This is a genomic window from Sphingomonas sp. LY54 (genome assembly GCF_035594035.1).
Classification (GTDB): domain Bacteria; phylum Pseudomonadota; class Alphaproteobacteria; order Sphingomonadales; family Sphingomonadaceae; genus Allosphingosinicella.
In genome coordinates this window covers 600,670-620,360 of the sequence record NZ_CP141588.1, presented here as the reverse complement: position 1 = coordinate 620,360, position 19,691 = coordinate 600,670, and the positions used below count along the sequence as shown (strand labels likewise).

General features: G+C 69.0%; 21 protein-coding genes. 7 read left to right on the top strand and 14 right to left on the bottom strand.

Annotation, left to right across the window (positions count from 1 at the left end):
- Positions 1–3 precede the first annotated feature (3 nt).
- From SH591_RS03165 to SH591_RS03140, 6 genes are all read right to left on the bottom strand, one after another.
- Positions 4–1,521 (bottom strand): S1C family serine protease, encoded by a 1,518-nt coding sequence (locus SH591_RS03165; protein WP_324750487.1) that lies wholly within the window; start codon positions 1,519–1,521, stop codon positions 4–6.
- 8 nt (positions 1,522–1,529) lie between these two features.
- On the bottom strand, positions 1,530–3,695 hold the full coding sequence (locus tag SH591_RS03160; RefSeq protein WP_324750486.1) for a primosomal protein N': 2,166 nt from the start codon (positions 3,693–3,695) through the stop codon (positions 1,530–1,532).
- A 42-nt stretch (positions 3,696–3,737) separates the two neighbouring features.
- Positions 3,738–3,998, bottom strand: coding sequence for a hypothetical protein (locus SH591_RS03155; RefSeq protein WP_324750485.1), 261 nt, complete (start codon positions 3,996–3,998; stop codon positions 3,738–3,740).
- On the bottom strand, positions 3,988–4,284 hold the full coding sequence (locus tag SH591_RS03150; RefSeq protein ID WP_324750484.1) for a hypothetical protein: 297 nt from the start codon (positions 4,282–4,284) through the stop codon (positions 3,988–3,990). The genes SH591_RS03155 and SH591_RS03150 overlap by 11 nt, the downstream gene beginning before the upstream one ends.
- Positions 4,285–4,531: 247 nt before the next feature.
- Positions 4,532–5,140 (bottom strand): TetR/AcrR family transcriptional regulator, encoded by a 609-nt coding sequence (locus tag SH591_RS03145; RefSeq protein WP_324750483.1) that lies wholly within the window; start codon positions 5,138–5,140, stop codon positions 4,532–4,534.
- A gap of 1 nt (position 5,141) precedes the next feature.
- Positions 5,142–5,558, bottom strand: a complete 417-nt coding sequence (locus SH591_RS03140) for a nuclear transport factor 2 family protein (protein ID WP_324750482.1) — start codon at positions 5,556–5,558, stop codon at positions 5,142–5,144.
- Between the two features lie 190 nt (positions 5,559–5,748).
- Between SH591_RS03140 and SH591_RS03135 the strand changes: the two genes are divergently transcribed.
- The 3 genes from SH591_RS03135 (at position 5,749) to fsa (ending at position 7,867) form a co-directional block, all read left to right on the top strand.
- Positions 5,749–6,429, top strand: a complete 681-nt coding sequence (locus SH591_RS03135) for a hypothetical protein (protein ID WP_324750481.1) — start codon at positions 5,749–5,751, stop codon at positions 6,427–6,429.
- A 25-nt stretch (positions 6,430–6,454) separates the two neighbouring features.
- Positions 6,455–7,135: a DUF4197 domain-containing protein gene (locus tag SH591_RS03130; protein WP_324750480.1), complete on the top strand. Its 681-nt coding sequence runs from the start codon at positions 6,455–6,457 to the stop codon at positions 7,133–7,135.
- 78 nt (positions 7,136–7,213) lie between these two features.
- Positions 7,214–7,867, top strand: coding sequence for a fructose-6-phosphate aldolase (gene fsa, locus SH591_RS03125; protein ID WP_324750479.1), 654 nt, complete (start codon positions 7,214–7,216; stop codon positions 7,865–7,867).
- Here fsa and SH591_RS03120 read toward each other — a convergent pair.
- Complete coding sequence (locus tag SH591_RS03120; RefSeq protein ID WP_324750477.1) at positions 7,864–9,009, bottom strand: glycosyltransferase; 1,146 nt, start codon at positions 9,007–9,009, stop codon at positions 7,864–7,866. The two genes, fsa and SH591_RS03120, sit on opposite strands and share 4 nt — an antisense overlap.
- A gap of 323 nt (positions 9,010–9,332) precedes the next feature.
- Here SH591_RS03120 and SH591_RS03115 point away from each other — a divergent pair, with 323 nt between their 5' ends.
- Together SH591_RS03115 and SH591_RS03110 are read left to right on the top strand one after the other, a co-directional pair.
- Entirely contained in the window at positions 9,333–9,893 is a 561-nt protein-coding gene (locus SH591_RS03115; protein WP_324750476.1) for a DUF484 family protein, read from the top strand.
- Positions 9,878–10,801, top strand: coding sequence for a tyrosine recombinase XerC (locus tag SH591_RS03110; protein WP_324750475.1), 924 nt, complete (start codon positions 9,878–9,880; stop codon positions 10,799–10,801). The genes SH591_RS03115 and SH591_RS03110 overlap by 16 nt, the downstream gene beginning before the upstream one ends.
- Here SH591_RS03110 and SH591_RS03105 read toward each other — a convergent pair.
- Together SH591_RS03105 and gshB are read right to left on the bottom strand one after the other, a co-directional pair.
- Positions 10,798–11,421: a DedA family protein gene (locus tag SH591_RS03105; RefSeq protein ID WP_324750474.1), complete on the bottom strand. Its 624-nt coding sequence runs from the start codon at positions 11,419–11,421 to the stop codon at positions 10,798–10,800. The two genes, SH591_RS03110 and SH591_RS03105, sit on opposite strands and share 4 nt — an antisense overlap.
- Positions 11,422–11,424: 3 nt before the next feature.
- Positions 11,425–12,369, bottom strand: coding sequence for a glutathione synthase (gshB, locus tag SH591_RS03100; protein ID WP_324750473.1), 945 nt, complete (start codon positions 12,367–12,369; stop codon positions 11,425–11,427).
- 150 nt (positions 12,370–12,519) lie between these two features.
- Between gshB and SH591_RS03095 the strand changes: the two genes are divergently transcribed.
- Entirely contained in the window at positions 12,520–14,652 is a 2,133-nt protein-coding gene (locus tag SH591_RS03095) for a S46 family peptidase (RefSeq protein ID WP_324750472.1), read from the top strand.
- A 99-nt stretch (positions 14,653–14,751) separates the two neighbouring features.
- Here the strand turns inward: SH591_RS03095 and SH591_RS03090 are convergent, their stop codons facing one another.
- Both SH591_RS03090 and rsmI read right to left on the bottom strand, forming a co-directional pair.
- On the bottom strand, positions 14,752–15,102 hold the full coding sequence (locus tag SH591_RS03090; protein ID WP_324750471.1) for a YraN family protein: 351 nt from the start codon (positions 15,100–15,102) through the stop codon (positions 14,752–14,754).
- On the bottom strand, positions 15,099–15,929 hold the full coding sequence (gene rsmI, locus SH591_RS03085; protein WP_324750470.1) for a 16S rRNA (cytidine(1402)-2'-O)-methyltransferase: 831 nt from the start codon (positions 15,927–15,929) through the stop codon (positions 15,099–15,101). The genes SH591_RS03090 and rsmI overlap by 4 nt, the downstream gene beginning before the upstream one ends.
- A gap of 12 nt (positions 15,930–15,941) precedes the next feature.
- Between rsmI and SH591_RS03080 the strand changes: the two genes are divergently transcribed.
- Positions 15,942–17,147, top strand: coding sequence for a penicillin-binding protein activator (locus SH591_RS03080; protein WP_324750469.1), 1,206 nt, complete (start codon positions 15,942–15,944; stop codon positions 17,145–17,147).
- On the opposite strand, the gene hemW is transcribed toward SH591_RS03080, so the two are convergent.
- From hemW to rph, 3 genes are read right to left on the bottom strand one after another with little or no spacing between them, the layout of a single operon-like run.
- On the bottom strand, positions 17,144–18,337 hold the full coding sequence (hemW, locus tag SH591_RS03075) for a radical SAM family heme chaperone HemW (protein ID WP_416385204.1): 1,194 nt from the start codon (positions 18,335–18,337) through the stop codon (positions 17,144–17,146). The genes SH591_RS03080 and hemW overlap by 4 nt on opposite strands.
- The gene (gene rdgB / locus SH591_RS03070) at positions 18,297–18,956 is read right to left on the bottom strand and encodes an RdgB/HAM1 family non-canonical purine NTP pyrophosphatase (RefSeq protein ID WP_324750468.1); all 660 of its coding nucleotides are present in this window, start codon (positions 18,954–18,956) and stop codon (positions 18,297–18,299) included. The genes hemW and rdgB overlap by 41 nt, the downstream gene beginning before the upstream one ends.
- Positions 18,953–19,669 carry a ribonuclease PH gene (gene rph, locus SH591_RS03065; RefSeq protein WP_322830786.1) on the bottom strand — a complete coding sequence of 239 codons (717 nt, stop codon included), beginning with the start codon at positions 19,667–19,669 and terminating at the stop codon, positions 18,953–18,955. Before rph ends, rdgB begins: the two co-directional genes overlap by 4 nt.
- Positions 19,670–19,691: the final 22 nt, after the last annotated feature.

Genomic DNA, 19,691 nt, shown 5'->3' with positions numbered 1-19,691 from the left:
GGATCAGGACTTCGGCGCCGGCTCGCAGCGATAGACGAGCCGCTCGTGCGGCTGGCGCGGCAGAGCGGCGCGGATCTGGGCCTGGCGGTCGGCGAAGCGGGCCAGCGCGGCGGTGTCGCCGGTACAGGCCTTGGGCGGTGCATCGCCGCGCATCCCGCGGACCTTGCGCATGTCGGCCGCGCCCAGGAGGTAGCGGGTGACGACATAGGCGCCGCTCGCGGGGCGGAACTCGGCGACCGAGACTGTGGCCTCGTCATTGGGGACGAGGATCCGGCTCCACGCCTCGCCGTCGCGGGCATATTGGGTGCGGCCGTTGACGCAGCCGGTCTTGCCCCAGTCGAGCGGCACGTCCTCGGTCGAGGAGACGGTGACGCGGCTGCGCTCCGGCACGAAATGACAGATGTTGGCGCCGACCAGCGATCGCGCCTCCGGGACTTGCGGAGCTGTTTCCTCCGCCGCCACGTCGCCGCGCGCGGGCCGGGTGAAGAAGGCGAGGGCGGCGCCCGACATCAGCAGCAGGCCGATCGCGGCGGCAATGTAGGCGGGGCGGCGGTGGTCGCGGAACAACAAAGCGCCGCCGCCGGCCAGCGCGAGCGTGCCGAACACGCCGAGGAAGAGGGCGATGGCGACGCGGTTCTCGCGCTTGTCGTCGGCCGCGTCGCGGGCCTTGGCGCGCTTTTCCTGCTCGGCGCGGAAGGCGGCGTCGCCCTCGGTCCGGCGGCGCTCGGCCTCGGTCAGCGCGCGCGCCTGGTCGTCGCGCAGGCGCTCGGACATGCTGACGCATTCGTTGCTCATCGCGGTGTAGGGCTGGCCGGCGGCGCGGAGGAAAGCAGCGAGCTCGCGATTGGCGATGGCGAATCCGAACGGGGCATCGCCGTCCTGGCCCGCGGTGATGAAGCTGTTGACCCCGATCACGCGGCCGCAATTGTCGAGCAGGGGACCGCCGCTGTTGCCCCGCGCGATCGCGGCGGTGTGGAGCAGGGCATGGACGCCGGCAATGCGGCGCTCGTTCGAGTAATTGCCCTCGGAGCGGGTCGGCGCGGCGGGCGTGATGTAATCGTCGGCGGACTGGGCCGTGGCCATGTCGACATTGCCGGGATAGCCCAAGGCGACGACGTCGGAGCCGTCGCTGATCGGGCCCATGTAGAGCGGCACCGCCGGCACCGTCCCTTCCTCCATCTCGATCAGGGCGAGGTCGCGGGCGGGATCGATCGAGATCAGCTTCGCGCGATAGGCCTGGTCGCCTTCCGACGGAACGACGCCGACCGAGACATTGTCCGGATTCTCGCTCGCCGGCATGACGACATGGGCGTTGGTGACGATCCGGTTCGGCGCCACCGCGAAGCCGGTCCCGTGGGCGAAATCGACGACCTCGCCGTCCTCGAACAGGACCACGACGACGCGCACGACGCTGCGCCCGGCGGCGGAAATGTCGTCGGCGCGCGCCGGAGCTGCGAGAGCGGCGACGGAAAGCAGGACCAGCAGAAAGCGGGCGAGCAGCACCAAGGGCGGCTTGATCATCGGGTCCATCATAGGAAGCTGTACGGGTCCACGTCCACCGCGACGCGGACTCCGCGCGGCCAGTCGAGCTTGCCGAGCCAGTCGCGAATGACGTCCTGGACGTCGAGCGAGCGGGCGGCGTGGACGAGCAGGCGCTGGCGGTGGCGGCCGCGCAGCATCGCCATCGGCGCGGGGGCGGGCCCGAACACCGCCATATTCTCGACCTGGGGCGCGGTGCGGCCGATCAGGCGCGCCGTCTCGGTCGCCTCCTCCAGGCTTTCCGACGAGACGATGATCCCCGCGAGGCGGCCGAACGGAGGCATGGCGGCGTCGCGTCGCGCCTCGGTCTCAGCCTGATAGAATCCTTCGGCGTCGCCGCTGACGAGCGCGCTGATTACCGGCGCGGAGGGATCGTGGGTCTGGACGAGCACGCGGCCCGGCTTCTCGCCGCGGCCGGCGCGGCCGGAAACCTGGCTGATCTGCTGGAAGCTGCGTTCGGCGGCGCGCAGGTCGCCGCCCTGGAGCCCGAGATCGGCGTCGACCACGCCGACCAGAGTGAGGTTGGGGAAATGATAGCCCTTGGTGACGAGCTGGGTGCCGACGATGATGTCGATGTCGCCCGCCTCCATCCGGCCGACGAACTCGGCCGCCTTGGCCGGCGACCAGATCGTGTCGGAGGTGACGATGGCGGTGCGGGCGTCCGGGAACAGGGCCTTCACCTCGTCGGCGATGCGCTCGACGCCGGGGCCGACGGGGACGAGGCTGTCCTCCTCCTTGCACTCCGGGCAGGCGGCCGGCGGCGGCATCATATGGCCGCAATGGTGGCAGGCGAGGCGGCGGACCAGCCGGTGCTCGACCATCCACGCGGTGCAGTTCGGGCACTGGAAGCGGTGGCCGCAGTGGCGGCAGAGGGTGAGCGGCGCATAGCCGCGACGGTTGAGGAACAGCAGCGACTGCTCGCCGCGCTTCAGATTCTCCTCGAGCTCGTTGACCAAAGTCGGCGCGAGCCAGCGGCCGCGCGGCGGCGGATCCTGGAGCATGTCGATCGCCGCGATGTCGGGCATCTCGGCGACGCCGTAGCGGTCGGGCAGCTTGACCTCTTGATAGACTCCGATCTCGGCCATCTGGCGGGTCTCGATCGCGGGCGTGGCCGAGGCGAGGATGACCGGCACCTGCTCCAGCTTGGCGCGCATCACGGCGACGTCGCGGGCGTGATACTGGACGCCGTCCTCCTGCTTGAAGCTCACCTCATGCGCCTCGTCGACGACGATCAGGCCGAGGTCGCGATAGGGGAGGAAGAGCGCGGACCGCGCGCCGACCACCACCTTGGCGTCGCCGGTCGCGATCGCGCGCCAGGCACGGCGGCGCTGCGACTGGCGCAGGCCCGAATGCCAGGCGACCGGCTCGCAGCCGAAGCGCGATGCGAAGCGCTTCAGGAACGGCTGGGTGAGCGCGATCTCGGGCAGCAGGACCAGGGTCTGGCGGCCCATCCGGATATTCTCGGCGACCGCCTCGAAATAGACTTCGGTCTTGCCCGATCCGGTGACGCCGTCGAGCAGGAAGGGGGCGAAGCGCGCGGCCTGGACCGCATCGACGAAGGTCCGGGCTGCCGCGCGCTGCGCCGCCTCCAGCTTGGGCATGTGATATTTGGGGTCGGGGCGCGGATAGGGATCGTCGACCGAGACCTCGACCGCCTCGATCGCGCCCGCCTTGACGAGGCCGCGGATGACGCCGTCGGAAACGTCGGCCGCGAGCGCGAGCTCGCGCACCAGCCCCTGGCGCTCGCCGATCCGCTCCAGCGCCTGCTCGCGCTGCGGTGTCATCCGGTCGGGTACGAGGCCGGTCAGGCGATATTCGGTGACGGTGCGGGCGCCGTCGAGCGCGCTCGTCGAGGGCAGGGCCATGCGCAGCACCGCCGCGAGCGGGGCAAGATAATAATCGGCGGTCCACTCGATCAGCCGCCGCAGGGGGAGGGCAAGCGGCGGCGCGTCATAGACGTGGAGAAGGGGGCGCAGCCGGTTGTCGCCGACTTCCTCGGTGTCGAGCCGGTCGGGCTCCCAGGCGACGCCCACCACCTGCCGCGGCCCGAGCGGCGCGACCACGATCGAGCCGGGCTCGACCGGCCCGCTCTTCGGCGCGCGATAGTCGAGCGGGCCCAAGGCGGCGTTGAGGATGATGACGCGGACGCGGTTCATGGATCCGGCCCATATCGTCATTCGGGCCGGTTCCGGAAGGGCTCAGCAGGTCGCGACGGTATCGTCCGGCGGCGCCGGGGACGCCGCCGCGCCCTGGCTGGCGATCAGAGCGCGCAGAGTCCGCCGCAGCGATGCCCCGCGCAGATGCTCGTCGACGCCGCTATAGCCCTCGCGCTTCAGCAGAATGGCAAGGTCGGTCAGCGTGCGGCATTGCGGGGTGGCGGCGAGCTGGTAAGCGCGCTCGACGGTCGAGACCGTGCCGCCGAAACGCTGCGTCTCGCTCCGGTTGCATTCACTCGTCATTGCGCTCGGCCTCCTTGCGCAGGCCATAATAGCGGTTGGCGGCCCTCAGATGAATACCGGCTTCGACCTTGCTCGCTTTGGCGGCGAGATAGCGCGCGCCGCTTTCCAGCTGGGCGTAATGGGTGGAATCCGATTGTGGGGCGAGGGCTGCCTTCGGGACGCTGGCGAGCGGCGCGTGCCCGGGGGGCCGGGCGGACGCGGCCTCGGCGGCGGCCTTCAAGCTATAGCGTCCGGAAAGGTCCAGATGCGCGAGGCGCGCCTCGGCGGAGACGGCGTTCTCGGCCATGCCGGCGGCGGTTCGGGCCCTTCTGAGCCAATAAGTCTGTTCCATTTCAAGATCACCAATCATTATGCAGGCGAGAGCATTGTCGACTCTCAGTCACGAGGGGCCCGCGGATTATTCAGGTGATGCACTCGCCTAGCACGGCGCCAGTGAAAGAGCCAATTTTCATTTCGGGCAAGCGCGCAATGTTGGCGGATTAGATGCAGATCAAGCTTTCCGATATTTCGCGAAACCTGTTGTCTCTCCGATATCAGGTCGCGTTGCTCCGCGCCGCGGCGACCAGGCTGCGGATCATCCAGCGGCGGATGGCGCGCGCCTCGTCCTCGTCGATCTGGAGCACGTCCTTGAAGACGATATGCGCCTCGGTGCCGACGACGAGCGCGAGCGCCTTGGCGAGCCGGTCGAGCGCCGCGGGGACGAACTGGCCGGCGACGGGGATCAGTGCCGCCTCGATCAACGGCGAGCGGCGGTTCTGGCGGGCGGGAAGGTTGGACGATTGCTCGCCCGGCTGGAGCGTGTGGGCGACGAGCATGCGCAGTGCCGGTTCGTTGGCGCGGATCATCGCCTCGAGCGCGCCGTCGACCATCTCGACGCGGGCGACCGGGTCGTCGGTCGGCGCGCCGCGGAAAAGGGCGCCGGGCTCGGGCACGGCGACGTCGAGCGAGGCTTCGAGCAGCAGGGCGTCGAGTCCCGGAAAGTAGCGATAGGCGGTGGCGCGCGACACCAAGGCCTCTTCGGCGATCTCCTCGAGGCTCGGCTTGCGCCCTTCCTTCATCAGCCGCGCGGCGGCCTGGAGCAGGTCCTTGCGGGTGCGGCGGCGCTGGTTGGAGCGCGCGCCCGTCGGTTCGGCATCCGCCACGTCAGGCCTGCGGCAATTGCTGCTGGATCGAGCCCAGATCGAGCCAGACATTCTCGCGGCGGATCGCGCCGTCCTGCGCGAATTCGAGGACGTGCAGCATGCGGAATGCGAGCGGGCGATTGCGGCCTTCCAGCCCGAACGGCCGGCCCGGCGCACGGCCGCTCCACCGCGATTCATCGACCAGGAAGCCGTCGCCATAGAGGCGACGGACGCACTCGATACGGCTGTCGGCGAGATCGGTGAACAAGGCCTCGTAAAAGGCCCGTGCCGCATCGCGGCCATGGGTCGGGCCGGCGGGCGTGCCGACGATGTCGTGCTCGACGTCATGGGACAAGGTGGCGAGCACGCCTTCGACGTCGTCGGCCGCCTCGAAGCGGAAATGCTCGTCCATCTTCCGGTCCATCTCTTCGCGGGTCATCCGATCCTCCGGCAGAGCGATGATCTTCCCAGCTTATAATGAGATTCCAGTCTCATTGCAATATGACCGTCTCTTTATGCCGATCACCTGCTCGAGCGGGTGCTGGAGGCTCTGCATTTCGAGGTTGAGGGGGCCTCACTGTTGCGGCTAGCGTGCAGCCGAAAGGCCGCAGAGCCGAACACGGGGGATAATGATGGGCTACCGTACCGCACGTTTCGTGCACGTCATCGTCATGATCTGGCTGACATTGCTGTTCCTGGGGCCGTGGCAGTCGTTTGCCCGCGGCATCATGGAAGGGGGGAGCTATCGGTGGGCCGCAGGTCTGCTCGGTATGCGCTTCGGCGGGGCCGGCCTTGGCGGCGACTTCTGGTTCGCCGCGGTGAAGGCGGCGCTCGGCGTCGCCTTGCTGTGGTTCGGCTGGCGCGCCCCGAACGGTCGCGTCCGCTGGTCGATCGTCGCCTATCTGGCGTTGATGTTCGCCGACACGCTTTACAATGTCAGCACGCGGCCGGAAGCGTTCCATGTCCGCGACGACCGGGTCGGGCTGGAAGTGTCGCTCGCAGTGGTCGCGCCTGCCCTCGATGGGCTGTTCCTGCTCCTCGGGCTGCTCTGGGCGTGGCGGACCCCGACGCTGGCGACGCCCGCGCCGGGCATGGCCAATCGCTTCCTGCTCGGGCTCGCTCTGTTGCTGCTGCCGCTCCAGTTTTTGCTCCTCCGCCCGGTAGAAGGCGCGGACTCCAGCGCCAGCCTCGGCGTGCTGCTCACGATGCTTGGCTGGTTCCTGTTCAGCGCCGCGCTCGCGCCCTGGGGTGGGCGGACGACGGAGGACGAGCGCGGAGAGATGCAACGGAGTGACGCCGGGACCGTTTGAGACGCGTCACGATCGGAGTTGATTCATGGACCAGTTGCTTTCCCGGCGCGCGCTGATCGGCGCCGGCTTCACCTTGCCCTTGCTCGCACTTCCGGGCTGCACCACGTTTCCCGGCTTCAATGTCGAGGATGCGGTGCGACGCCTGCTGACCCTGTCGTCGCAGCGCGCCTTCGCCAATCTGCTGCAGGACGAAGGCTTTTTCCAGGACGAGGTGGCGCGGGTGACGCTGCCGCCCGCGCTCGGCGGGACCGGAGCGACCAGCGTGCTCGCCGCTTTGTTGCGGACGCGCGCCGTGCAGGATCAGTTGCTGCGCATCGTCAACCGCGCGGCCGCCGATGCGGCGGATGCCGCGGCGCCGATGGTGATGGATTCGATCCGCAGCATGAGCATCGTCGACGCGATCGGTATCGTCCGCGGCGGATCGACCGCGGCCACATCCTATCTCCAGCGCAGCATGGGCAACGCGATCTTCGACGCGATGCTGCCCGGCGTCGGCAACGCCCTGCGCCTGCTCGACAACGGCATCGTCTCGCGCGCCCTCGGCGCGGCGACTGGCATTGATTTCGCAGGCCTGCAGCGCGACGTCACGCTGAAGGCCAGCGACGGCATCTATCGCGCCATCGGCCGCGAGGAAGCGACGATCCGCGCCGATCCGCAGGCGACCGGCGACCCACTGCTCTCGCGCGTGTTCGGCATCCTCGCCTGAGGCCGGCGCCGCCGGGGTGACGGGAGAGGGGGGTGGCGCTATGAGCGCGGCAAACCACTTCCCGAGGAACCGAATCACATGAAATTCTTCGTCGACACCGCCGACACGAACGACATTCGCGAACTCGCCGAGACCGGCCTGCTCGACGGCGTCACCACCAACCCCTCGCTCATCCACAAGTCCGGCAAGGACTTCCTGGAGGTGGTGAAGGAGATCGCCCAGATCGTCCCCGGCCCGGTTTCGGCCGAGGTGGTCGCGACCGACCATGCCGAGATGATGCGCGAGGCGGAGATCCTGCGGAAGATCGCCGACAATATCGCGGTCAAGGTGCCGCTCACGATCGACGGCCTCAAGACCTGCAAGAAGCTCACCGAGGACGGCACGATGGTGAACGTCACCTTGTGCTTCACCGCCAACCAGGCGCTGCTCGCGGCCAAGGCCGGAGCGACCTTCATCTCGCCGTTTGTCGGCCGTCACGACGATATCGGCTTCGATGGCATGCAGATAATCTCCGACATCCGCATGATCTACGACAATTACGATTTCGAGACGCAGATTCTGGTCGCCTCGGTGCGCCATCCGATCCACGTGCTCGAAGCGGCGAAGATCGGCGCCGACGTGATGACCGCGCCGCCCTCGGTGATCCGCGCGCTCGTCAAGCACCCGCTGACCGACAACGGCCTCAAGGCCTTCCTCGCCGACTGGGAAAAGACCGGCCAGACGATCGGCTAAGGCCTCGGGGCCACCAGACGCCGGAGATGCTCCTCGAGCTCTTCGGCGTTTCGGTCCCAGCTGAAGCGATCCGCCGATGCCGCCGTGTCCCGAGGGTCAGGCGGGCGGCGCACCAGTTCCTCCGCCGCGGCGGCGATCGCAACCGGGTCGGCGTCGACGAGGCGGCCGGCGGCGGGATTGCTGATCGCTTCGCGCGCGCCGCCGATGTCGGTCGCCACGACCGGCGTGCCGCAGGCCAGCGATTCGAGCTGGACGTTGGCGAGCCCCTCTTCCTGCGAAAGCGAGAGCGTGACGCTGGCCGCCGCATAGAGCGAGGGCAGCAATTCCTGGGGAACTGGGCCCAGCATCCGGACACGGTCGCTCAGACCGAACGCCCGCGCCTTGCCCTCGAGCGCCTCCCGGTCGGGGCCACCGCCGGCGAGGAGAAGGGTCGCTTCGGGGATATGGGCGAGCGTCTCGATCGCGAGCGCTTGGCCCTTGCGGGCGATGAGATTGCCGACCAGCAGCAGGACCGGTCCCTTCAGTCTCAATGCGGCCTGGGCGGCCGCCCGGTCCGAAACCTTGAAAATCGTGCGATCGATGCCGGTATAGTGGACGGAGATGCGATCGGCAGGCAGGCCGAGGCCGATCATGCGGTCGCGCAGCCGCGCGCTGACCGCGAGCAGGCCGCCGCCTCTCCGTATCGCGCCGATGACGGATTGCCGCGCCGCTGCGTCGCGACTCCAGGCGTCGAGATCTGCGCCCCGCGCCTTGATCGACAACGGAACGTCGAGCGCGGCCGCCAGCGCCGCAACGGCGGGCCCGTCGGGCCAGAAGAAGTCGGCATGGATGACGTCGAACGCAGAGTCGTCGCGGAGGCGCCGCAGCGTCGGCAGTAGCTCGCGCGACCAGCTGTCGGGAGTCCAGCGGGACACGTGTGGCCAATAGACCTTCACGCCCTTCCAGACATCTTCCTCCGGTGGCATGGGCAGAGCGTCCACCCCAACACCCGCGGGGCTCGTGGATTGCAGAACGGGCGCGACGACCCGAACCTCGACGCCGTCCCGTTCCGCCAGCGCTGCCGCCTGGCGCAGGATGAAATTGCCGAGATAGGGCCGCACCGCGTCGGGAAATCGGCTGGAGAGGATCAGCGCACGCAGCATGGCCGTTACATGCCACAGGGAGCGCGGACCCGCGCGCGATTGTTGCTGCGGGTCCACCATGGTATGCGTTCGGCTCTCCAAAAAGAGGGGGCAGCCATGACTGACAAGCCACAGACGCATGCCGAAGAGTTCTCAGCCGCATCGGGCGGCGGGGAAAGCCGCCCCCAGGTCTGGACGGCGCCGTCGCTCAGGCGTTTCCGCGCCTCGGACGCCTCGTTCGGGACCGGTGGCGCCGGGGAAGGCGGATTCGGCACTTCCTGAGCCCGGATAGCCGCATTCATTTCGCCATCGCATCTTAACCATCTTAAGGTTAAGCTCGGCCGATGGGTAAGGTCATCAGCTTCGAGGACAGGGCGGTCGCGAACCTGCGCGCGCGCGTCGCTGCCGCCGAGGAAGCGAACCAGGACCTGATCGCCTTCGCGCGCGGCCATAGCGGCGCGGTCGCCTCGATCCATGAGGCGGTGCTCGCCGCGGTCGAGGCCGAGGGCTTCGACCATCTGATTCACATCGTCACGCAGGAATGGCCGCAGATCCTCGGCCTGGACGCGGTGGCGGTCGCCCTGTTCGTCGGCGACCGCGGCATGCGTGCCGACGCGTCGGGCATGCAGTTCGTCGACCCGCAGATCATCGAGCGCTCGATCGAGCAGTTCGACGGGGTCGTGCTGCGCGGCTGCGAGCGCGGCCATCCTCTGTTCGGGCCCGCCTGCGACCTCATTCGCGCCGAAGCTCTGGTGCGGCTCGAAAGCGTGTCGCCATTGCCGCGCGGCCTGCTCGCGCTCGGTCAGCGCGGCGCCCAGGGCTTCGAGACCCGCCACGGCTCGGAACTGCTCGTTTTCCTCGGACGCGTCCTCACACGCTGCATGGCCCGGTGGCTGATCCCTTAACCGACCATCCCGCGCGCGCCATTGCCGCCCGCTGGCAGGACCATCTCACCCGCGACCGCCGCCGCTCCGAGCATACGGTGCGGGCCTATGGCGCGACCGCGCATCGACTGATCCAGTTCCTCGCCGGCCATCTCGGCGGCGCCGTCACGGCCGAGGCGCTGGCGGGGCTGCAGGCAGCCGACCTTCGCGCCTTTCTCGGCAGCCGCAGGGCAAGCGGGCTCGGCAACAGCTCGGCCGCGCGCGAGCTTTCGGCGGTGCGCGGCTTCCTCGCCTTCGCCGCAGCGGAAAGCGGGCAGCAGGCCGCGCCACCGCGGCTGAAGGGCCCGAAAAGGCCGCGCAGCGTGCCGCGGCCGATCTCGCCGGACGAGGTGGTGGCGCTCGCGGAGGAAGTGGCGGAGGACGCCGCCGAGGAATGGATCGCCGCGCGCGACTTCGCCGTGCTGATGCTGCTCTACGGCTCGGGCCTGCGCGTCGCAGAGGCGCTCGGCCTGACCGGGAGTGCGCTGCCGCTCGGCGAAGCGATTTCGGTCACCGGCAAGCGCGCCAAGACACGGATCGTGCCCTTGCTGCCGCAGGTGCGCGACGCGATCATGCGTTACGCCGCACTATGTCCCTATGCCGCGGGGCCGGAGGTGCCGCTTTTCCGCGGCGCCAAGGGCGGGCCGCTGCGCGGCGAGATCGTGCGGCGCGCGGTGCGTAAAGCGCGGGCCGCGCTCGGCCTTTCCGACCGCACCACCCCGCACGCGCTGCGTCACAGCTTCGCGACCCATCTGCTCGGCCGCGGCGCGGACCTGCGCTCGCTCCAGGAGCTGCTCGGCCATGCCAGCCTGTCCTCGACCCAGATCTACACCTCGGTCGATGCCGCGCATCTGATGGACGTCTATCGCAACGCCCATCCGCGGGCCTAACGCGCCTCGCCTTCGGTCTCGGGGTGGCGCTTGCGCCAGGTGAGCTGGCGCCAGACGTAGAAGAGTATCATCAGACCGATGATCGCCGAGGAGAGCGGGCCGAGGATGGTCTCGATCTCGCCGAAGCGACGGCCGAGCATGTAGCCGGCGATCGCCAGCGCCGAGCTCCACCCGGCGGTGCCGATCGTCGACCAGATCAGGAAGCTTTTCAGCCGCATGTGGAGCAGGCCGGCGGGGATAGAGATGACCGAGCGGATCGTCGGCATCATCCGCCCGACGCCGACCAGCACCGAGCCGAAGCGGCCGAACAGGCGCTCGGCCTTCTCGACGTCGTACCAGTCGACAGTGAGCCAGCGGCCGTGCTTCTCGATGAACGGCCGGAAGCGCTCGATGCCGATCACGCGTGCGACCAGATACCAGAAGATGTTGCCGAACATCGCGCCGGTGGTGCCGCTGGCGATGACGCCCCACAGGGTCATCGGTCCGTTGACGGCGGCCACGCCCGCGAGCGGCATGATCACCTCCGACGGGATCGGCGGGAACACCGTTTCCAGGAACATCAGGAAGGCGACGCCGAGATAGCCCGATTGCTCGATCAGGCGGATGACCCAGTCAGACATGTTTTAAGCGACCTTGGCTTCGATGGCATCCCAGATGATGCCCGGTGTGTCGGTGCCGTTGAACCGGTCGATCGCGACGATTCCGGTCGGCGAGGTGACGTTGATCTCGGTCAGATAGCCGGCGATCACGTCGATCCCGACGAACAGCAGGCCGCGGCGCGCCAGCTCCGGCCCGAGCGCGTCGCAAATCTCGCGCTCGCGGTCGGTGAGGTCGGTGGCGAGCGCGGTGCCGCCGGCGGCGAGGTTGGAGCGGATCTCGCCCTGGCCGGGAACGCGGTTGATCGCCCCGGTCGCCTTGCCGTCGATCAGGACGATGCGCTTGTCGCCCTCGGCGACCTGCGGAAGGAAGGCCTGGACCATGAACGGCTCGACCCAGACGTGGTTGAACAATTCTGTCAGCGCCGGCAGGTTGTTGCCGTCGCGGCCGATCTTGAACACGGCCGACCCGGCGTTGCCGTAGAGCGGCTTCACGACGATGTCGCCATGCGCGGCCTGGAAGGCGCGCGTCTCCTCGAGCGAGCGCGTGATCAGGGTCGGCGGCATATATTCGGCATAGTCGAGCACGAACAATTTCTCGGGCGCGTTGCGCACCGAGGCCGGGTCGTTGACCACCAGGGTGTGCGGCTGGACGCGCTCGAGCAGGTGGGTGGCGGTGATGTAGCTGAGGTCGAAGGGCGGATCCTGGCGCATCAGCACGACGTCGACATCGTCGACGAGGTCGATCACCTGCCATTCGCCATGCTCGAAATGGTCGCCATGCTGGTGGCGCACGCGCACCGGGCGGGCGTGGGCGCGGACGCGGCCGTCCGAATAGGAAAGGTGCGGCGCCAGATAATGGTAGAGGACGTGCCCGCGCGCCTGCGCGGCGAGCATGATCGCGAAGCTGGAATCGCCCGCGATGTTGATGCTCTCCATCGGATCCATCTGGACGGCGACACGCAACAGCATAGACTCTGGCTCCCCACGATTGCGTCGCCCCTAGGGGAGGACGAGGCGATTGTCACCCGCGGGCTTCGGGCGCGGCCGTGCGGGCGGCACGATGTTGCGCGCAGTACCGGTTCTGATACCACTCCCGCCACATCTTGCAGGGATTCCCAAATGATCAGACACGCCGCCGGTTTCGTGACGCTCGCCTTTCTGCTCGCCACCCAGGCGGGCGCCGAGGAGGGGATGTGGCTTCCTAGCCAGACTCCCAGCCTCGCACCGACCTTGAAGCAGGCCGGCCTCACGCTCGATCCGGCCGTGCTCGCCGATCTCCAGAAGGCGCCGCTCAACGCGATCGTCTCATTGGGCGGCTGCTCGGCCTCGTTCGTCAGCCCGCAGGGCCTGGTTGCGACCAACCACCACTGCGTGCAGGGCTCGATCCAGTATAATTCCAAGCCCGACCAGGATTATCTGACCAACGGCTTCCTCGCAGGCACCCTCAAGGACGAGGTTCCGGCCGCGCCGGGCACGCGCGTCTTCGTGATCGAGGATTTGCGCGACGTCAGCGCGGCGATGAACAAGGGCGTCACTGCGGCCATGTCGGGGCTGCAGCGCTACGATCGTATGGAGGCCAACCGGAAGGGGCTGATCAGCGCCTGCGAGAAGCAACCCAACCGTCGCTGCGACGTGCGCGCTTATTATGGCGGCGCGACCTATTTCCTGCAGCAGCAGCTCGAGATCAAGGACGTGCGCCTCGTCTACGCACCGGCCGAAGGCATCGGCAATTTCGGCGGCGAGACCGACAATTGGCAGTGGCCGCGCCACACCGGCGATTTCGGCTTCTACCGCGCCTACGTCGCACCTGACGGCTCCTCGGCGCCTTATTCCGATGCCAACGTCCCCTACCAGCCCAAGAGCTGGCTCAAGATCGCCCAGCAGGGCGTCAAGGACGGCGATTATGTGATGGTGGCCGGCTTCCCAGGCGTTACCGACCGGCTGCGCAGCGCGGCCGAAGCCGATTTCTATTACGACAGCTACTATCCGGCGATGCAGAAGCTGCTCGCCGATTATTCCGCGGCGATCGGCCGCGCCACCGCCGGTAATGCGGATGCGACGATCAAATATGCGTCGATCCTGCAGGGCACCGACAATTACAAGAAGAAGCTGCTCGGCCAGATGGCCGGCGCCGACGCTGTCCGGCTCGGCGAGCAGAAGAAGGCGCAGGAAGCGGAATATCGTGCCTGGGTCGCCGCCGATCCGCAGCGCCAGAAGCGCTACGGCGCCAGCATCGCAGCGCTCGACGCGCTGATTGCCGAGGCCAACGAGGCGTCGCTCAGCGACCTTCGCGCCAACCTCATCAACCGCGCCCAGCTGCTGTCGGCCTCGCGCACGCTCTACCGCTGGTCGCTCGAGCGCGCCAAGCCGGATGCGCAGCGCGAGCCGGGCTACCAGGACCGCGACCGCCAGCTCGTCACTGAGCGCCTGCGCCAGATCGAGCGCCGCTTCGTGCCCGAAGTGGACCGCGCTTTGTTCGACGCGGCCCTGGCCGAATACCGCAAGCTGCCGGCCGCCAGGCGCAACGCCGCCTTCGAGGCGAAGCTCGCCGCGATCGGCGCCGACCGCCTCTATGCCGGCACCAAGCTCGGCGACACGGCGACGCGCCTCGCCTGGCTCGACAAGCCGGGGGCGGAGTTCGGGGCTTCGGCCGATCCGTTCCTCCAGCTCGCCGTCGCGATGGCGCCGTCCGAGCTCGCCAAGGAGAAGGCCGACAAGGACCGCGCAGGACGCCTGCAGCGCGCGCGCTCCGACTATATGAAGGGCATGCTTGCTTACGCCGCCGCGACTGGCAAACCGATGTATCCGGACGCCAACGGCAGCCTGCGCTTCACCTACGGCAAGGTCACCGGCCGCACGCGCGACGGCCAGATCTGGACGCCGTTCACCACCGCCGAGGGCATGGCCGCCAAGCATACCGGCAAGGGCGAGTTCGACGCGCCCGACAAGGCGGTCGCCCTGGTCGCAGCCAAGGATTACGGCCCCTACGCCTCGCCCGAGCTCGGCACCTTGCCGGTCGATTTCCTGTCGACGGTCGATATCACCAACGGCAATTCGGGCTCGGCGACCTTGAACGCACAGGGCGAGTTCGTCGGTCTTGCCTTCGACGGCACGCTCGACGGAGTCATCGCCGACTGGTGGTACGAACCATCGATCAACCGCACGATCCACGTCGACAGCCGCTACATGCTGTGGGTGATGGACAAGGTCGACGGCGCCCAGCGCCTGCTCGACGAGATGGGCGTCCGCTAAGCGGCGCGTTCGTCATTGCGAGGAGCGCAGCGACGAGGCAATCCAGCGGCGCAGAGGGCGCGACTGGATTGCTTCGCTCCCCTCGCAATGACGGAGGGTTCAGCCGCGCCAGACGTTCGGGAGGTGCCGCGGCAGCCGTCGCGGCACGATGAAGACGGCGTCGATGCGCATGTCGTCGCCGGGGCGGACGAAGCGCTGAGCCAGCGCCTCGGCGGCGGCCGCCACCCGTCGCAGGCGGTAATCGTCGAGCGAAAGGGCGATGTCCGCCTCGGCCGCCCGCGCCTTCACCTCGACGAAGGCGACAATGCGGCCGCGGCGCGCGACCAAGTCGACCTCGCCGCGCGGCGTGCGGACGCGGCGGGCGAGGATCGACCAGCCTTTCAGGCGCAGCCACCAGGCGGCCAGTGTCTCCGCGCGCCGGCCGCCCCGTTCGGCGCGCCGCCGCGTCATTTGAGGGCCAGCGCCCGCTCGTAGACGTCGCGCCGGGCCAGGCCGAGCGTCGCCGCCACTTCGGCCGCTGCGCGCGAGGCGGAAAGTCGGGTCATCGCTTCCTTGAGCGCCGCATCGATCTCGGCTTCGCCGGCGGGCTCGGCCTCGCCCGGCGGGCCGACGACGATCACGATCTCGCCCTTGGGCGGGGCGTCGGCGTAGCGCTCGGCAAGCTCGCCCAGCGTGCCGGTTACGGTCTGCTCGAACTTCTTGCTGATCTCGCGCACGACGGCCGCGTCGCGGTCGCCGAGCCCCTTGTGCAGGGCTTCGAGCGCCGCCCCGAGGCGAGGCCCGCTCTCGTAGAGGATGAGCGTCGCGCGAACTGCGGCGATCTCGCCGATGGCCGACGCCCGCGCGCCGCCTTTGGCGGGCAGGAAGCCGAGGAATAGGAAGCGGTCGGTAGGGAGGCCGGCGAGGGTGAGGGCGGCGATCGCCGCGGAAGGGCCGGCGACCGTGTGCACGGCCACCCCGGCGGCGCGCGCGTCGCGGACGAGCTTGTAGCCGGGGTCTGAGATGAGCGGCGTGCCGGCGTCCGAGACCAGCGCGACCGCCTGACTCGCCATGCGCGCGATCAGATCCTGCCGCACTCGCTCGTCGCTATGGTCGTGATAGGGCGTCATCGGCCGCTTTTCGCCGATATGGTGGAGCAGCTTCGCCGTCACCCGCGTGTCTTCGCAGGCGATAAGGTCCGCCCCGGCCAGAACGGCGGCGGCATGCGGGCTGAGATCGGAAAGATTGCCGATCGGCGTCGCCACGATATAGAGGCCCGGGGGCATTGGTTCGCGCATAGGAAGATCGTCATGGCAGAGCAGTCCCACCACCCGCAAGCGCGGCGCACCTTTATCGGGTTGGCCGCGGCGGCGGTCCTGGGTTTGGCGCTCGCCGGCTGCCAGATGGTGCCCAAGCCGCGCCCCGCGCCGGTGCCCGAGCGACCCCCCGAGCCGGCCCAGCCCACGCCGGGCCTCCCCACCGACACAAACCGCAACCGCGTCGCCGTGCTGGTGCCGCTGACCGGCGAGAATGGCGGCGTCGGCAAGTCCATTTCCAATGCAGCCAACCTCGCTTTGCTCGATGCCGGCGGGGAGGGCATCCGCATCACCATCTACGACACCGCCAAGGCCGGCGCGCAGGCGGCGGCGAACGAGGCTTTGGCGGACGGCAACCGGCTGTTCCTGGGACCGTTGCTCGCCGAAGACGTCACGGCCGTCGCGCCGCTCGCGCGCAAGGCCAATGTCCCGGTCATCGCTTTCTCGAACGATACCAGCATCGCCGGCAACGGCGTCTACGTGATGGGCTTCGATCCCGAGCAGTCGGTCGGGCGCGTCGTCACTTATGCCCGCGGCAAGGGCGTGGAGCGCTTCGCCGGGCTCGTCCCCGACGGCGTCTATGGCCGCCGTGTCGGCCAGGCTTTGATCGGCGCGGTCGAGAAAGCCGGCGGCCGCATGGTCGCGATGCAGAATTACGACCGCACGCCCAAGGGGCTCAATTCGGCTGTGAACCGCCTGAATGACCAGTCGGGCTATGACGCGGTGCTGATCGCCGACACCGGCAAGAGCGCGGCAGGCGTGGCCCCGCTCATCCGCAAGGGGTCGTCGGCCGACGCGAAGATCCTCGGCACCGAGCTCTGGAAGATGGAGAGCGGCCTCGGCGCCACCGCGGCGCTGCGCGGCGCGTGGTTCGCCGGCGTCTCAGACGACATGTTCAACCAGCTGCGCACCCGCTACCGCGCCCGCTACGGCGTCAATCCCTACCGGCTCGGAAGCCTCGGCTATGACGCGGTACTGCTGACGGTGCGGATCGGCCGCAATTGGAGGGTCGGCAGGGCGTTCCCGGCGGCCGACCTGATGGATCCCGAAGGCTTCGTCGGCGTCGACGGCGCGTTCCGCTTCCGCCGCGACGGCGTTGCCGAGCGTTCGCTCGAAGTGCTGCAGATCGGGCAAGGCGGCGTCACCACCGTGTCGCCGGCGCCGCGCGGCTTCGGGGGCGGCGCAGGCAAGAGGCGCTAGGTGACGATCTCGGCGAGGATCGCGTCGAGCAGGATCATACCGGCCGGGGTGACGCGCAGGCGCTCCGTCTCGTCCGCGAGTAGCCCCTGCCCGGCGAGGCGCGTCACCGCGCGCTGATCGACGAGCTGTCCGAACGGCCGGCCGGCCAAGGCGGCGATGCGGGCACGCTCGACGCCCTCGCGGAGGCGCAGCCCCATCAGCAGCGCCTCGACCGCTTTGTCGGCCGGTGGAATCGGCGCTTCGTCGACGATGCCGTGGCCGTTGCGGGCGAGGCCCGACAGCCAGTTTTCGGGCTTCTTGTGGCGTTGCGTGACGGCGCCTGCGCGGCGGCCGTGCGCGCCCGGCCCGACGCCGAGATAATTGTCGTAGCGCCAATAAGCGAGATTGTGGCGGCTCTCCTCGCCGGGCCGGGCGTGGTTCGAGATTTCGTAGGCGGGGAGGCCGGTCGCTTCGGTCATCTGCTGGGTCAGCTCGAACAGCCCGGCGCTATGGTCCGGGTCCGCAGGCTCGAACTCCCCCTTGGCGACCAAAGTGGCGAAGCGCGTGCCGGGCTCGATCGTGAGCTGGTAGAGCGAGAGATGGCCGGTGCCGAACGACAAGGCGCGGTCGAGCTCGGCCTGCCACGCCGCCTCGCTTTGGCCGGGCAGAGCGTAGATGAGGTCGAAGCTGACGCGGCCGAATACCCGCTGGGCGGTGTCGAGCGCGGCCAGCCCCTCGCGCACGTCATGGGCGCGGCCGAGGAAGCCGAGCGCCGTGTCGTCGAGCGACTGGAGGCCGAGCGACACCCGGTTCACGCCGGCCTGCGCCAGATCGGCGAAGCGCGCCGCCTCGACCGAGGACGGGTTGGCCTCGAGCGTGATCTCGATGTCCGGGGCGACGCCCCAGTGGCCCGCCGCCGCGTCGAGGATCGCAGCCACCGTCTCGGGCGGCATCAGCGACGGCGTGCCGCCGCCGAAGAAGATCGAGGTGAGCTTGCGGCCCGGCTCGATCCGCGCCTCATAAGCGAGGTCGGCGAGCAGGGCGTCGCGCCATTGCGCCTGGTCGACGGCCTCGCGGACGTGGCTGTTGAAGTCGCAATACGGGCATTTCGAGACGCAGAAGGGCCAGTGGACGTAGAGCGCCAGCGGCGCCGACCCCGGTCCCGCTGCCTCAGAAGAGGGTGGCGATGAGCTTCTGGAAGGCGTCTGCACGGTGGCTCATCGCATGTTTCTGCGCCGGGTCCATCTCGCCGAATGTCTGTTCGTGCCCGACCGGCTGGAACATCGGATCGTAGCCGAAGCCCTGGCTTCCGCGCGGCGGCCAGACGAGGGTGCCGTCGACCCGGCCTTCGAACGTCTCGCATTGGCCGTCGTCGGGCCAGCACACCGACAGGGCGCAGACGAAATGGGCGCCGCGGCCGGCGTCCGGCCCAAGGGCTTCCAGTTCGCTCGCGATGCGCTGCATCCCATAGCCGAAGTCGCGCTCGATCTTGGCTTCGCCCGGCTCACCGTCGGGCGAAAGCTGCGGCGTGGCGGTGGGCGGCTCGGCCCAGCGCGCCGAATGGATGCCCGGCTTGCCGTCGAGCGCGTCGACGCACAGGCCGCTGTCGTCGGCGAGCGCTGGCAGGCCGGACAGGTCCGCCGCCATGCGCGCCTTCAATTCGGCATTGTCGGCGAAGCTGTTGCCGGTCTCTTCCGGCTCGGGAAGGTCGAGGTCGGCGGCCGAAACGGGCTCGATGCCATAGGGGCCGAGCAGCTCCGCGATCTCGCGGACCTTGCCCGCATTGTGGCTGGCAATGACGAGCTTGCCGGGCTGGAGGCGGCGGCTCATCGGCCGGTCGCCCCGTCCTGGGCGGCGAAGATCTCCTTGCAGCCGATGCGGGCGAGGCGGAGCAGGCGGAGCAGCCCTTCCTCGTCATAGCATTCGCCTTCGGCCGTAACCTGCGCCTCGACGATGTTGCCGTCGTCGGTCAGCACGAAATTGCCGTCGCAGCCGGCGGTCGAATCCTCGTCATAATCGAGGTCGAGGACCGCGTTGCCGCCGTGGATGCCGCAGCTGACCGCCGCGACCTTCCTGATGATCGGATCGACCTCGAGCTGCTTGCCCGCGATCAATTTGTCGACCGCGATGCGGAGCGCGACCCAGGCCCCCGAAATAGCGGCGGTACGCGTGCCGCCGTCGGCCTGGATGACGTCGCAGTCGAGCGTGATCTGGCGCTCGCCGAGCTTCTCCAGATCGACCACGGCGCGCAGCGAACGCCCGATCAGGCGCTGGATCTCCTGGGTGCGACCCGATTGCTTGCCGCCGGCGGCCTCGCGCCGGCCGCGGGTGTGGGTGGCGCGCGGCAGCATGCCATATTCGGCGGTGACCCAGCCCTTGCCCTTGCCGCGCAGCCAGGGCGGCAGATTGGTTTCGACCGAGGCCGTGCACAGCACCTTGGTATCGCCGAAGCTGACCAGCACGCTGCCTTCGGCGTGGCGGGTGAAGTTCGGCTCGATGCTGATCGCCCGCATTTGGTCGGGGGCGCGTCCGGACGGGCGCATGCATGTTCCTTTCTGCTCTTTG

Bases quoted from the DNA above. Each gene is read 5' to 3' on its own strand.
- SH591_RS03165 (WP_324750487.1), bottom strand. From the start codon at position 1,521: ATGATCAAGCCGCCCTTGGTGCTGCTCGCCCGCTTTCTGCTGGTCCTG.
- SH591_RS03160 (WP_324750486.1), bottom strand. From the start codon at position 3,695: ATGAACCGCGTCCGCGTCATCATCCTCAACGCCGCCTTGGGCCCGCTC.
- SH591_RS03155 (WP_324750485.1), bottom strand. From the start codon at position 3,998: ATGACGAGTGAATGCAACCGGAGCGAGACGCAGCGTTTCGGCGGCACG.
- SH591_RS03150 (WP_324750484.1), bottom strand. From the start codon at position 4,284: ATGGCCGAGAACGCCGTCTCCGCCGAGGCGCGCCTCGCGCATCTGGAC.
- SH591_RS03140 (WP_324750482.1), bottom strand. From the start codon at position 5,558: ATGACCCGCGAAGAGATGGACCGGAAGATGGACGAGCATTTCCGCTTC.
- SH591_RS03135 (WP_324750481.1), top strand. From the start codon at position 5,749: ATGATGGGCTACCGTACCGCACGTTTCGTGCACGTCATCGTCATGATC.
- SH591_RS03130 (WP_324750480.1), top strand. From the start codon at position 6,455: ATGGACCAGTTGCTTTCCCGGCGCGCGCTGATCGGCGCCGGCTTCACC.
- fsa (WP_324750479.1), top strand. From the start codon at position 7,214: ATGAAATTCTTCGTCGACACCGCCGACACGAACGACATTCGCGAACTC.
- SH591_RS03120 (WP_324750477.1), bottom strand. From the start codon at position 9,009: ATGCTGCGTGCGCTGATCCTCTCCAGCCGATTTCCCGACGCGGTGCGG.
- SH591_RS03115 (WP_324750476.1), top strand. From the start codon at position 9,333: ATGGGTAAGGTCATCAGCTTCGAGGACAGGGCGGTCGCGAACCTGCGC.
- SH591_RS03105 (WP_324750474.1), bottom strand. From the start codon at position 11,421: ATGTCTGACTGGGTCATCCGCCTGATCGAGCAATCGGGCTATCTCGGC.
- gshB (WP_324750473.1), bottom strand. From the start codon at position 12,369: ATGCTGTTGCGTGTCGCCGTCCAGATGGATCCGATGGAGAGCATCAAC.
- SH591_RS03095 (WP_324750472.1), top strand. From the start codon at position 12,520: ATGATCAGACACGCCGCCGGTTTCGTGACGCTCGCCTTTCTGCTCGCC.
- SH591_RS03090 (WP_324750471.1), bottom strand. From the start codon at position 15,102: ATGACGCGGCGGCGCGCCGAACGGGGCGGCCGGCGCGCGGAGACACTG.
- rsmI (WP_324750470.1), bottom strand. From the start codon at position 15,929: ATGCGCGAACCAATGCCCCCGGGCCTCTATATCGTGGCGACGCCGATC.
- SH591_RS03080 (WP_324750469.1), top strand. From the start codon at position 15,942: ATGGCAGAGCAGTCCCACCACCCGCAAGCGCGGCGCACCTTTATCGGG.
- rdgB (WP_324750468.1), bottom strand. From the start codon at position 18,956: ATGAGCCGCCGCCTCCAGCCCGGCAAGCTCGTCATTGCCAGCCACAAT.
- rph (WP_322830786.1), bottom strand. From the start codon at position 19,669: ATGCGCCCGTCCGGACGCGCCCCCGACCAAATGCGGGCGATCAGCATC.